Annotated in this window: 12 protein-coding genes; 7 read left to right on the forward strand and 5 right to left on the reverse strand. The window is 33.3% G+C overall.

All coding sequences use genetic code 11. From position 1 onward, the window contains the following. Positions 1-69 precede the first annotated feature (69 nt). Complete coding sequence (locus tag BLP44_RS00530; RefSeq protein ID WP_091128166.1) at positions 70-1,311, reverse strand: glycosyltransferase; 1,242 nt, start codon at positions 1,309-1,311, stop codon at positions 70-72. A 113-nt stretch (positions 1,312-1,424) separates the two neighbouring features. Here BLP44_RS00530 and miaE point away from each other — a divergent pair, with 113 nt between their 5' ends. Next, positions 1,425-2,006 carry a MiaE family protein gene (gene miaE / locus BLP44_RS00535; RefSeq protein WP_066032854.1) on the forward strand — a complete coding sequence of 194 codons (582 nt, stop codon included), beginning with the start codon at positions 1,425-1,427 and terminating at the stop codon, positions 2,004-2,006. Positions 2,007-2,054: 48 nt separating this feature from the next. Continuing rightward, the gene (locus tag BLP44_RS00540) at positions 2,055-4,817 is read left to right on the forward strand and encodes an AsmA family protein (protein WP_091128171.1); all 2,763 of its coding nucleotides are present in this window, start codon (positions 2,055-2,057) and stop codon (positions 4,815-4,817) included. 92 nt (positions 4,818-4,909) lie between these two features. On the opposite strand, the gene BLP44_RS00545 is transcribed toward BLP44_RS00540, so the two are convergent. The 3 genes from BLP44_RS00545 to rplU all read right to left on the reverse strand — a co-directional run bounded on the left by BLP44_RS00545 (position 4,910) and on the right by rplU (position 7,075). Beyond that, complete coding sequence (locus BLP44_RS00545) at positions 4,910-6,205, reverse strand: hypothetical protein (RefSeq protein WP_244511643.1); 1,296 nt, start codon at positions 6,203-6,205, stop codon at positions 4,910-4,912. A gap of 141 nt (positions 6,206-6,346) precedes the next feature. Then, positions 6,347-6,607, reverse strand: coding sequence for a 50S ribosomal protein L27 (gene rpmA, locus BLP44_RS00550; protein ID WP_008466657.1), 261 nt, complete (start codon positions 6,605-6,607; stop codon positions 6,347-6,349). Positions 6,608-6,631: 24 nt separating this feature from the next. Next, positions 6,632-7,075 carry a 50S ribosomal protein L21 gene (gene rplU, locus BLP44_RS00555; protein WP_008466656.1) on the reverse strand — a complete coding sequence of 148 codons (444 nt, stop codon included), beginning with the start codon at positions 7,073-7,075 and terminating at the stop codon, positions 6,632-6,634. Between the two features lie 273 nt (positions 7,076-7,348). On the opposite strand from rplU, the gene BLP44_RS00560 reads away from it, so the two are divergent. Continuing rightward, positions 7,349-8,671: a M16 family metallopeptidase gene (locus BLP44_RS00560; RefSeq protein WP_091128179.1), complete on the forward strand. Its 1,323-nt coding sequence runs from the start codon at positions 7,349-7,351 to the stop codon at positions 8,669-8,671. 12 nt (positions 8,672-8,683) lie between these two features. Further along, on the forward strand, positions 8,684-10,732 hold the full coding sequence (locus BLP44_RS00565) for a M16 family metallopeptidase (protein WP_170830202.1): 2,049 nt from the start codon (positions 8,684-8,686) through the stop codon (positions 10,730-10,732). Between the two features lie 150 nt (positions 10,733-10,882). Here the strand turns inward: BLP44_RS00565 and BLP44_RS00570 are convergent, their stop codons facing one another. Further along, positions 10,883-11,749: a DMT family transporter gene (locus BLP44_RS00570; protein WP_091128186.1), complete on the reverse strand. Its 867-nt coding sequence runs from the start codon at positions 11,747-11,749 to the stop codon at positions 10,883-10,885. Positions 11,750-11,851: 102 nt separating this feature from the next. Here BLP44_RS00570 and BLP44_RS00575 point away from each other — a divergent pair, with 102 nt between their 5' ends. The 3 genes from BLP44_RS00575 to BLP44_RS00585 all read left to right on the forward strand — a co-directional run bounded on the left by BLP44_RS00575 (position 11,852) and on the right by BLP44_RS00585 (position 13,633). Next, positions 11,852-12,229, forward strand: a complete 378-nt coding sequence (locus BLP44_RS00575) for a heavy-metal-associated domain-containing protein (RefSeq protein ID WP_008466652.1) — start codon at positions 11,852-11,854, stop codon at positions 12,227-12,229. 281 nt (positions 12,230-12,510) lie between these two features. Beyond that, positions 12,511-13,044: an OmpH/Skp family outer membrane protein gene (locus BLP44_RS00580; RefSeq protein WP_091128189.1), complete on the forward strand. Its 534-nt coding sequence runs from the start codon at positions 12,511-12,513 to the stop codon at positions 13,042-13,044. A gap of 67 nt (positions 13,045-13,111) precedes the next feature. Next, positions 13,112-13,633, forward strand: a complete 522-nt coding sequence (locus BLP44_RS00585; protein ID WP_244511644.1) for a hypothetical protein — start codon at positions 13,112-13,114, stop codon at positions 13,631-13,633. The last annotated feature ends 41 nt before the right edge of the window (positions 13,634-13,674 follow it).

A 13,674-nucleotide genomic window follows, 5' to 3' on the forward strand; every position in this document is an offset into this window, starting at 1 on the left:
AGAGTTTTCAGTTTTCAGTCGCAGTTTTCAGTCGCAGTTTATCAGTAATCACTGACCTGAAAACTGAGATTATTTATTCTTCGCTTCAATCCATTTGGACATATACATTGTACTTTTAAACGCATGATGCTGCAGCAGATTTCCCATAAAATTGTGAAGACGATGACTTTTGGAATCAATCAAAAGAGAATTTACCAATGAAATTAATTCATTTGAGTAATTACTTTTCTGATAACATTTATTGATGATTGCAATTCCGCTTTTTTGAGCTTCTTTCCAAAGATTTTCATTTTGATAAAGTTCAATAGCTTTTTTAGCAAATTCTGCTGGATTATCTTCAATGAAACCATTCCAAGGCAGACCATCATGCATAGCTTCAGAACCAACAGATGTTGTTGCGCTTGGCGTTCCGCATTGCATGGCTTCTAGCAATTTTCCTTTTAATCCTGCTCCAAAACGAATTGGTGCTAAAACTACTTTGGCATTTTTCACAATTTCATTAGCATCTTCTACCCTTCCCATAATGAAAAACCCGTTTTTAGGCTGATGCAACTGCAATACTTTTTGCGAAGGATAAGCTCCATAAACCTTCAAAACTGCTTCTGGAAAATCTTTTTTTATAGTAGGCCAAATGGCTTCTTTTAGATATTGAACGGTATTCCAATTGGGCTCGTGAAGAAAATTTCCAATAAAAACAAAATCATTTCGGTTTTCAAAAGAAGGCAATTGTAGCAAATCTTCTTCGTTCATTTCATCAACCAAAAAAGGAAGATAAAAGAGTAAATCCTCATTGATTTTAAAAACCTCTTTCAGAATATTCATTTCAAATTCTGATATAATCAAAGATAAATCGCAACGTAAAATACTGGCAATTTCTCGTTTTGCTACTTCTTCAGACAGTAAATCCTGAAGCTCAAAAGCTCGATTTTCTTTAAAAGCTTTTTGCCTTGCGGTTCGCAGACAATGCAAATCTTCCGTATCTAAAATTCGGATTGCATTTGGGCATTTTTCAACAACTCGCCAACCAAACTGTTCTTCGACCATAAAACGATCAAATAGGACAACATCTGGATTTAATTCGGCTACAAAATCATCAAAACTTGAAGAATTAAGTTCAATGCTTTTTTTTATTACTTCAAATTCAGACAAATCAACCATAAAATCGCTGTCCTGAGCCGCACTTGCAAATGTGATTTCAAATCCATTTTCCTTAAAAATAGAAATCAATTGCATCATTCTTCCGCCTGCTGCAGAAGACTTTGGCTCGGGCCAGACAAACCCAACAATTAAAAGTTTTTTTATTTGATTCATAAACTTTGTTTCACATTACAAAATAATGCTTTTTTCCGCGGATTTGCACCCAATTTCCTGAAATTCGGTCGCAAAAAAACACTAATTTTGCAAAATCTAAATGCTGGGAAATTATGTTGGGATTAAAATTAGCTACAGACCCTCGCTGGGTAAATATCGTTGAGTCAAATATCGAAGAAATTTTAACGGATCACGCCTGGTGCGAACAAAAAGCGGCTTCAAACGCGATTAGTATCGTCACTTACAACTCTGAAATCGAAGAATTGGTAACCGAAATGCTTGAAATTGCCAGAGAAGAACTGGAACATTTTCAGATGGTTCATAACATTATAAAACAACGCGGACTTACTTTGGGACGTGAACGAAAAGATCATTATGTAAATGAACTTTTCAAATTCATGAAAAAAGACGGAAGCAGAAGAGATGCTCTTTGCGACAGATTATTGTTTTCGGCAATGATTGAGGCCAGAAGCTGCGAACGCTTTAAAGTGCTTTCAGAAAATATAAAAGACGAAGAATTGGCTAAATTCTATCGCGATTTAATGATTTCTGAAGCAGGACATTACACTACTTTTTTAGGATTTGCCAGAAAATATCAAGACAATATTGACATTGATAAAAGATGGAAGGAATGGATTGAATATGAAGGTTCTATCATTACCAATTATGGTAAAAGTGAAACCGTTCACGGATAAATTATATTCTTTTTCAATTCTATTTTAATATAAAAACCACAATTCGCTATGCAGAAAAATAAATCCAGATCAATCGTTTTTAAAATTGCGAAGTATACCGGAATAACCTTTGCGGTAATTATCGGATTATTATTTTTAACGCCTATCGTCTTTGAGGATCAGATTAAAGAACAAATCAAGAAAACTGCCAACGAAAGGTTAAGTGCAGAATTGAATTATTCTGATGTTTCGGTGTCATTTTTTCACCATTTTCCATCACTTACCTTGACCTTAGACAACTTAAGTTTGAATGGTTCGGCTCCGTATACCAACGAAAAATTCATTACCGCAAAAGAGGTTTCTTTCGGAATAAATGTAGCGAGCCTGATTTTCAGCAAATCGGTAAAAATTGATCAGATTTATTTATCAGATTCTTTTATAAACGTAAAAGTAAATCCGGAAGGAGAAGCGAATTACAACATCTACAAATCACAAGAACAAGCTTCTAAAGCTAAAGACAGCAGTGATACAGCGCTAAAACTAGAACGAATCGAAATTTTAAACAGTAAAATTGTTTATGATGATAAATCGACTAAAGTCCATTTTGACGCATACGGATTTAACTATTTAGGAAAAGGAGATTTAAACAAAGCTGTTTTCGATTTATATTCTAAAGCGAACATCGAAAAATTAAATATCGTCTACGAAGACGAACCATATTTAATGAACAAAAAGATTGATGCTGACTTAATTACAAAAGTAAATATCAACTCGCTTTCTTTCTTTTTCCAGCAAAACAACCTTAAAATCAACCAGCTGTTGGTCGATTTTAAAGGAAAATTCGATATTTTAAAGGACGGCTACAATATGGATTTCGTTATTAAATCCAATAACAGCAAACTTTATGACGTCTTTACAGCATTGCCTCCAAAATACATTACATGGCTTTCTAAAACAGATTTAAAAGGCAATACAGATCTGCTTTTGACCTTAAAAGGAAAATATATTACTTCTGAAAACATTGCGCCGGATTTAGATTTGGATGTAAAAGTAACTGACGGTTTTGTCAATTATAACAAAAGCGCATTTCCAATTTCACATTTGAATTTAGACATCAAAACAACTGTCCCTTCTCTAAACCCAGATTTAGTAATTGTTGACGCAAAAAACTTATCGCTAAACATCAATCAGGATTATTTAAAATCGAAATTCTTGATTAAAGGCGTAAACACGCCAGATATTAATGCTGATTTTAAAGCTAAAATTGATCTTGAGAAATTAATCAAGGCACTTGGGATTCCTGATATCGAATTAAAAGGAACTTTGGCAGGCGATGTAAAAGCAAACGGAATCTTTGATCAAAAAAACAAACGTTTTCCTGTTACAAATGGAGTTCTTAATTTGGACAATGGATATTTAAAAACGCCATATTATCCAAATCCTATTACCAATATTACAATTAAATCGAAAATAGAAAACCAGAAAGGAACATTTGCCGATTTAAAAGTAAACTTAACGCCAACTCAATTTACTTTTGAAGGCAAACCTGTTTTTGTACAGGCCGACTTAAGCAATTTTGACGATTTGACTTATGATGTAAAAGCCAAAGGCGAATTGGATATCAGCCGAATTTACAAAGTTTTCTCTCAGAAAGGTCTTGATTTAGATGGTTTTGTAAAAGCCGACGTATCTTTAAAAGGAAAACAAAGTGATGCTGAAAAAGGCAATTACAGCAAATTAAACAATAAAGGAACGCTCGAATTAAGAAATATCGGAATTGCTTCTGAATACCTCCCAAAGAAATTTATTATCAAAGAAGGAATTTTTAAAATCAATCAGGATAAAATGTCTTTCAATAATTTCCTTGCTGCATACGGGCAATCTGATTTTAAATTGAATGGATATTTACAGAACGTTTTCAATTACGTAATGACTAATACAGGCGTTTTAAAAGGTTCTTTTAAAGTTACTTCTCGATATATCAATGTTGACGAATTCATGTCGAGCGTAGGTCCAAATACATCTGTAACACAGACTTCTGCTCCTAAGAAAGAAGCAAAACCATCTGAAAACACTCAGACTGGCGTTATCATTATTCCAACCAATTTAAACTTACAGTTGATTGCCAATGCTCAAAAAGTATATTTTGACAAATTAAATCTTCAAAATGCAACTGGAAATCTAACTATGAAAAATGGCAAATTGACCATGCAGAATACTGGCTTTAATTTAATTGGATGCAACGTTTCTATGAATGCCAATTATCAAGCTGTAACGCCACAAAAAGCCAATTTTGATTACGCTATAAAAGCAACCGATTTTGATATAAAACGAGCGTATAATGAAATCGAAGTTTTCAGAAAAATGGCAAGTGCCGCAGAAAAAGCGCAAGGAATTGTTTCATTAGATTACCAGCTTAAAGGCCGTTTAAACGGAAATATGGATCCTGTTTATCCTTCTCTTATTGGTGGCGGCACTCTTTCTGTAAAAGATGTAAAAGTCAGAGGTTTGAAAATGTTTAATGCCGTAAGCAAGCAAACCAATTCTGAATCGATGAAAAATCCCGATCTTTCTAAAGTGGACATTAAAACAACGGTTAAGAACAATATTATAACGGTAGACCGCTTTAAATTTAAGTTTGCAGGCTTTAGACCAAGAATTGAAGGCACAACAAGCCTAGACGGAAAACTGAACTTAAAAATGCGCTTAGGATTGCCTCCTTTTGGCATTTTCGGAATTCCATTAACGGTTACCGGAACTCAAGATAATCCGAAAGTAAAAGTGGGCAAGAAAACAGAAGATCTGGAAGAAACTAAGGATACTGAGGAATAAATGTTTTAAATTCCAAATTCCAATCACACGAAAAATCTTTATAGCCTTTGTCAAGTTTAAAACTTTGACAAAGGTTTTTCTTTTACAGATAACTAAACTGCAAATATTTGCTTTGAAACAAACAAAATCCCTTTACCCATCAGCCACAATAGTAAAGCTAAACCAAGAAGTTTCCAGGCCCAGCCTCTTCCCCTTTTCCAATCTGAGAAAAAAGAAAAAGCTTCCATGTACTTTAGTATTATAAGCAAAGTTGATCCTATAATTGTAAACCAGATCACTTCGTTTAAGTGAAGATAAAAACCGTACATAAAAACGGCGCTAAAAAACAGAAGCGTGACTAATTGTATAAAATAATAGTTTCTAAAACTGTATTTATGATTCATTTTTAATGATAAAATTAAAAATGACAAAGTCAATAAACCAATTAGAGCCGAGATAATATTATAAAAAATAAGATTTTCTTGCAGTGCCAATACTATCGTGACAATAACCGCAACAACAGTGCAAGCCGCAAGAGAATTAACGCTTCTGTCTCTATCATCTTCTTCATAAAAGGGAAATAAAACAGGATAAATATATTTTTCTAAGGAACGCCAGAAAGGCAAAGCATAAACCGCAGCAATTCCAGACAAAACTACTTCGTAATTATAAAAAATATCGGCAGGAACTTTATACAGCACATATAAAAGTGCAATTGTAACTATAAAAGCCGGAAAACATATCGTTTTTATGGTTTCCCAAGAATCTTTGCCCCAAAAGTTATTTTCTATTTCGTAAACATATCTTTTAATCCAATATTCTTTTGTAAATAAGGCCGTAGACTGGCTCCATAATAAAAACAAGCCTAGATGTATAATTACGGTTCGCAATACAAATTCTTCAACAATACAGCCATAAATTACACAAGCTGCTCCAATTAAAAGCAATTCAAGAGTCAGTAAAACCGGTGAAAACAAAATCCTTACTATAGGAGCCAAATGATTCACCAAAAATCGAATTAGTAGACTCCAATATTTTTTAAACAAAGCAATAACAGCACAAATAGCTATAAATGCAGCAAGATAAAACATCCAATTGGTTAGCAATTGCGTCTGCATCCACAATTGAACAGCAGAATCTTTTTGCGGAGTATAAACAATATCTGAATTTAGAAAAATCTCTTTTGCTAGCTCATCTCTTAGATTATTACTTAAATCAGGAAGTTCATTTTTATGCGCATTCCAAAACTTATCTGTATTGAAACCATTCTTTTTTAGAACTTCAAATTCATACAGAACATTTTTCTGCTTATTGCTTAAAACACTCAAATGAATAGCAACACTATCTGATACAACTTTACCGTAAGTGCTTATACAGAACAAAAGGGCAAATAAGAATATTTTTTTCAACTTATAACATTTAAAGAGTTTGAAGATATCCAATTATCCCCAATTTTACAAATGTAAGTTTTTTACTAAATCACAATGTGTTAAAAATAAAAAACCCGATCTTTTCAGAACGGGTTTTTTATAAAAAGTAATCTATGATTATTATGCCTCGAATGGGATAATAGATACATAAGATTTGTTATCTCTTTTCTTTTGGAACTTAACAACTCCATCAACTTTAGCATGTAAAGTGTGATCTTTACTGATGTAAACGTTTTCACCTGGATTGTGTTTTGAACCTCTTTGTCTAACGATGATGTTTCCAGCAATAGCAGCTTGACCACCATAAATCTTAACGCCTAGACGTTTTGATTCTGATTCTCTACCATTCTTCGAACTACCGACACCTTTCTTGTGAGCCATGACGTATGAGTTTAAATATTGTTATTATTCTTTAGTAGTCTCTTTTTTTGCTTTTGGAGCTGCTTTTTTTGCTTTTGGAGCTGCTTCTACTTCTTCAGTAGCTGCTGCATCTTCTGCTACAACTGCTTTTTTAGCTGCTGCTTTTTTTGTTCCTCCTGCTGCAGTAATACCTTCAATTACAATTTGAGTAAGATATTGTCTGTGACCATTTCTTTTTTTGTACCCTTTTCTTCTTTTCTTTTTGAAAACGATAACTTTATCTCCTTTTAAGTGTTGTAACACTTTAGCTTCTACTGAAGCACCTTCTATAGCTGGGGCGCCTAAAGTTACATTTCCATTGTCATCTAACAAAAGAACTTTGTCAAAAGAAACTTTTGAACCTTCTTCGTTAGCTAAACGGTGAACATAAACCTTTAAGTCTTTGCTTACTTTAAATTGTTGCCCTGCTATCTCTACGATTGCATACATATCAAATTGATTTATTGAATTTTAAGGTTGCAAATATACAACTAATAATTTACTATGCAACCCATAAAAGCAAAAATATTTTCTGCTAAAAAATCCTTGTTTTTCAAGCAGTTCCGCACAGAAAACAAAATTAATTTAAAGTAAAAGATTGTTAAAATAGCATTTATTTGAAAACAATTCTGCAATACATAACTAAAAAAAACTATTTTTGATGTAACTAAAATCAACTCTTGTCTACCTACTATTGTTGATATTTTAAAATTATTAATCTTTATGAAAAAATCAATAATGATGTTAAGTGCAGCATTAATGCTTGGCGGAGTGGCTCATGCCCAAAAAGTAGCTTTTGAAGAATACGATTTAGACAATGGACTGCATGTCATTTTACACAATGATCCGTCTGCTCCTGTTGTTATCACCTCGGTAATGTACCATGTTGGATCAAAAGACGAACGTCCCGACCGAACAGGTTTTGCACACTTCTTTGAGCATTTATTATTTGAAGGAACTAAGAATATAAAACGCGGGGAATGGATGAAAATCGTTACCGCAAATGGTGGAGTTAACAATGCTAACACTTCTGACGATAGAACGTATTATTATGAAGTTTTTCCCTCTAACAGCTTAGAGCTTGGCTTATGGATGGAATCTGAAAGATTAATGCATCCTATCATCAACAAAGTTGGCGTAGATACACAAAATGAAGTTGTAAAAGAGGAAAAAAGAATGCGTTACGACAATCAGCCTTATGGAAATATTCTGGCAGAGGTTAAGAAAAACATGTTCAAAAATCACCCTTATAGATGGACGACTATCGGTTCAATGAAAGACTTGGACGCGGCAACTCTGGAAGAATTTCAGGCTTTTAATAAAAAATTCTACACACCAAACAATGCCGTTTTAGTGGTTGCCGGAGATTTCGAAAAAACAAAAACAAAAGAATGGATTCAGAAATATTTCGGACCAATTCCAAGAGGTGAAGAAGTTAAAAAGCAAACTTTTACTGAAGAGCCAATTACACAAACCATTAAGGCTACTTACGAAGATCCGAACATTCAGATTCCGATGATTGTGGCTTCATACAGAACGCCTTCAATGAAAACTAGAGACGCTAGAGTATTAGACTTAATTTCTTCTTATTTGAGTGACGGAAAAAGCTCTAAACTATACAAGAAAATAGTTGACGATAAAAAAATGGCGCTACAGATTGGCGCAGTAGGATTTAGCCAAGAAGATTACGGAACATACATTCTTTACGGCCTGCCGATGGCTCCCTACACCATTAATGATATTTTAAAAGAAATGGATGAGGAAATTGTAAAAATCCAAACCGATCTTATTTCTGAAAAAGATTATCAAAAATTACAGAACAAATTCGATAACAATTATGTAAACGCCAATTCAAGCGTGGAAGGAATTGCAGAAAATCTTGCTTCGTATTATTTACTTTATGGCGACGTTAATTTGATCAATACCGAAATCGACATCTATCACTCGATTACAAGAGAAGAAATTAGAGAAGTTGCCAAGAAGTATTTGAACCCGAATCAGCGTTTGATTTTAGATTATATTCCAGCAGCCAAATCTCAAAACTAAGAATATCGAATCATGAAAAAAATACATACTTTTTTAATCCTTATTTTCCTAACTGGAATTATGCAAGCACAAGATCGTCCACAACCCAAACCAGGAAATGCCCCAGTAGTCAACATCAAAAAACCCCAGACCTTTGTTTTAGCAAACGGTATGAAAGTTTTGGTTGTTGAAAACCACAAATTGCCAAGAGTGAGCTATACACTTACTTTAGATAATGCTCCATTTACTGAAGGAAATAAAAAAGGGGTTGATGAATTAACTAGCAGCTTAATCGGAAACGGAACCAAAAAAACAACTAAAGAAGCTTTTAACGAAGAAATTGATTTTTACGGAGCTAATATCAATTTCACTTCTCAAGGTGCTTATGCAAGTACATTATCAAAATATTCGGGACGTGTTTTAGAACTTTTGGCAGAAGGAGCCTTACAGCCAAATTTCACTCAGACAGAATTTGACAAAGAAAAAGCAAAACTTTTAGAAGGTTTAAAAGCTGACGAAAAAAGCGTTCCTGCCATTTCAAATAGAGTAGTTGATGTTTTAGCTTTTGGAAAAAATCATCCTGCAGGAGAATACCTTTCTGAAGAAACGGTTAAAAATGTTACGCTTGCAGATGTTCAAAACAATTACAACACTTATTTTGTTCCAGAAAATGCTTATTTGGTCGTTATTGGTGATGTAAAATTTAAAGATGTAAAAACAGCTGTTGAAAAACTTTTCAGCGGATGGAAAAAACAAGCTGCACCAAAAAACACTTACCCAAATCCGACAAATGTCTCAAACTTACAAATAGATTTTGTTGACGTTCCTAATGCAGTTCAATCTGAAATTTCATTGGTAAACACTGTAAATTTAAGAATGAGCGATCCAGATTTTTTCCCTGCTGTTATTGCAAATCAGATTCTTGGAGGTGATTTTAATAGTTATTTAAACATGAATCTTCGCGAGCAGCACGCATGGACTTACGGTGCAAATTCAAGTATTGGAAGCGGAAAATATGTAACTAAATTCAAAGCATCTTCGGCTGTTAGAAATACAGTTACAGATAGTGCAGTTGTTCAGTTTGTAAAAGAAATCAAAAGAATTAGAACCGAAAGAGTTGATCCAGAAGTTTTAAGAAACGTAAAAGCAGGTTATATTGGAAGATTTGTAATGCAGGTTGAAAAACCTCAGGCTGTTGCACGTTATGCCTTAAATATTGAAACAGAAAAACTTCCTGCTGATTTCTACGAAAAATATATTCAAACCATCAACAATGTTACTGCTGACGATATTTATCGCGTTGCCAACAAATACTTTTTATTGGATAATATGCGAATTGTTATTGTTGGAAAAGGTACAGATGTCATTCCTGGTTTAGAAAAATTGCAGATTCCGATTTCTTATTTCGATAAATACGGAAATCCTGTTGAAAAACCATCAGCAAAAAAAGAGGCACCAAAAGATATTAGCGCAAAAACAGTTTTTGAAAACTATATTAAAGCTATTGGTGGAGAACAAGCAGTTACAGCTGTAAAAACATTATATATGAATGGTTCCACAACGATTCCGCAAGCCCCTACTCCATTAACTTTTACATCTAAATTAGATTCAAAAGGAAAAATGATGGTTTCGCTTTCTATGGGAACGATGAATTTAATGAAACAGGTAGTTAACGAAAAAGGCGCTTACGTTGAACAGCAAGGGCAAAGAAAAAACCTTGAAGGCGAAGATTTAGCTGAAATGAAAGCCAATGCAGCTCCTTTTGAAGAATTGCAGCTTGTAAAAAGAACCGATCTAAAAGTAGAAGGAATTGAACCAATTAACGGAAGCGATGCCTATGTCATTAAAGACGGCAAAACAAAATATTATTACGACGTTAAATCAGGATTAAAAACAGCTGAATCTAAAGTTCGCGAACAAGGCGGAAAATCAGTTGAACAAATCACTAATTTCAACGATTACAAAGAAGTAAAAGGCGTTAAAGTTCCTTTTAACTTAGTTCAAAATGTTGGCTTTGAATTGGATATTAAAATGTCTGATATCAAGATTAACGAAGGAGTTTCTGAGAAAGATTTTTTATAAGACGCTAAGGTACTAAGATGCTAAGATTTTAATGCTTTGTCAAAGTTTGAAACTTTGACAAAGCTTTTTTATTTCATCATGTTTGTCAGGCTGAGTGGAGTCGAAGCCAATCCACTTATAACTCATAATTTATAATTTATAATTCAAAAATCACTTCTTAGCCGACAGATAAACCCCAATCAAAATAATAAAAGCACCAACAGACTGAATTGGCGTCAGGAATTCATTATCTAACAATCCCCAGAAAAAAGCAACTATCGGAATCAAATACGTTACTGATGTTGCAAAAACTGGCGATGACATTTGAATCAGCTTAAAGAACAGAATATTCGCGATTCCTGTTCCTAAAACGCCCAAAATTGCCACAAAAAGTATAGAATGCTGCGTTTCTGCAAAATGTATTTTCTGGCTGATATCGGTTGTGCTTAAAATGATTAATGCAGGCAAAAGCAAAACCGCAAAATTTCCTGTTGTGATACTTACAGAATTTAAATCGTGCAGATATTTTTTAATCAGATTTACATTGATAGCATAACTAAGCGTTGCTATAACCACTAGTAAGACATAGAAATAATTTTGAGTTCCACTTGCAGAATCTCCACTTAAAACCAAAAGCAGACATCCTAAAAGTCCAACAAAAACGCCCAAAACTTGTCGTTTTTGAAATTGAATTCCAAATGCTATAATTCCTAAAACCAAAGTATTTAAAGGCGTTAGCGAATTTAAAATCGCCACAATAGAACTATTTACCTGAGTTTCTGCAATAGCAAAAAGATACGCTGGCATAAAAGTTCCGAAAAGCGAAGTTATGGCAACAAATTTCCATTGACGGCGTGAAATCTTTTTTAGACTATTAAACCCTACAATCAGCAAAAACAAAGCAGCAAAAATAATACGGAACGATCCAACTTGAACAGCGGTTAAACCAACCAATCCTTTTTTTATCAGAATAAAAGAGCTTCCCCAAATAAGAGAAAGAATCGCTAAGTAAATCCACTTTAACTGTTTTGTTTCCATAAATTGCATTTTACTGCAAATTTGTAATTATTTTACGAACTGACCTCTCTCTTTTTATTAATTTTGCAAACAAGTAATTAGCAATCTAAAATTTAATATATAATGAAAATTTCAAAAATCTTATTCGCTGCAGCAATCGCCGGTTTAGTGTTCGTTGGCTGTAAAAAAGCAGAAGACAAAAGTCTTGAAGTTGTAAATAAAGAAAAAAGTGCTCCAAAAGAACACAAACCAATCGCAGCTGAAAATCTTCAAACTGCAAGCTTTACAATTGACGGTATGACGTGTGCAGTTGGATGCGCTAAAACTATCGAAGAAGAATTAGCAAATCTTGACGGAGTTGAAAAAGCAACAGTTGATTTTGACAAAAAAACAGCAACGGTAAGTTTCGACAAAACAATTCAAAATCCAGAATCTTTAACTAAAGTGGTTCAAGAAACTGGAGACGGAAAAACATATAAGGTTTCGAATTTTAAGTCTTAAATTTTAAATTAACAAACTTCAAAAGGCGCTCAAATATGAGTGCCTTTTTTATTGCGCTTTTATTTTCAAAAAAAAGTGATCGAATGTGGTTTCCCGTAATGAAATATAATTTTAATAATTAATATTTGCGACAAAATATAGTTGGGATTTAAAAATCTCTGCAATTTAACATAAACAGCAAGATATCAATTGATTACAAAAATTAACCAAATAACAATAAATAACTTATTAAATTAACAAACATTTAATTAGTTTTGTTAAAATTATCCCAAGAACCAAAAATGAAAAAATTACCATTGTACGCTGCAGGTTTTGCAGTATTTTTAAGCATTCTAGCAATTTATTTTGCAAAATCAAGTTCAGAATTAGTTTATGTAGATGTTAACAAATTGATTACTGGCTACAGTAAAACAAAAATTGCTAAAGCTGAATTTGATAAAAAAGCTGCTTTAATGAAAGCCAATGTAGATTCTTTGATCAGTAATTGGCAAAACGAATTAAAAGCTTACGAAAAAGAAAGAACTACCTTATCTCCGAAGGAGTTGAAATTAAAACAAGAGTTGCTATCTAACAAACAGCAGCAAATTAATGGTTACCAAGAAGCTATTCAGAAAAAAATTCAAGAAGAAGACAAAAAAGTAACTCAAACCGTAATTAACGATATAAACGATTATATCAAAGAATACGGAAAAGAACATAACTACAAAATCATATTCGGTGCGAGTGGTGGAGGAAACATCATGTATGCCGATGACTCAACTGACTTAACAGAAGAAGTATTAAAAGGTCTTAATGCTGAATATGATAAAAAATAGACTTTTACTATTTCTTATAGCACTACTTATTTCCTCTTGCAACAAAAAATTTGATACGCAAGAGGAAATGAACAGTTATATACAAGATGAAGACAATGGTTACGTTTACAAAAAAAATGTAGCCGATGTTGACTATGTTTTACAATACAGACCAACTGATTTGCTTGTAAAACAAGAATTAGGAGACAAACCTAACCCTGCTCAGATAGAGAAATTAAGAAGACAATACAATAAATACATGTATTTCAATCTCTCTATGTCCAAAAACGATCAGGAATTATTAAACGGTGTTGCTCAAGACAAAGCCAAATTCGGACAAATGGTAAACGAATTAGCTTTTGGCATGGAGGAGAAACTACATGTTTACACCCCATCCAAAGACACCTTAGCCTTAGCCGACTTCATGTACCCAAGAATGTATGGCATGAGTAACTCAACTTCAATAATGATAGTATATCCTCGTGATGAAAAATATTTAAACCAAGAGTATCTAAATTTTGTTATAGAAGATTTAGGACTTGAAACTGGAGATATTAAATTCAAATTAAATACCAAAGCCTTAATAAACGAACCTCAATTAGTATTCTAATTGTTTTGCAATTATCTAAAAAACAACTCAAATAACCCCAT

Origin of the sequence: Flavobacterium anhuiense (assembly GCF_900101855.1) — a bacterium.
Classification (GTDB): Bacteria; Bacteroidota; Bacteroidia; order Flavobacteriales; family Flavobacteriaceae; genus Flavobacterium; species Flavobacterium anhuiense.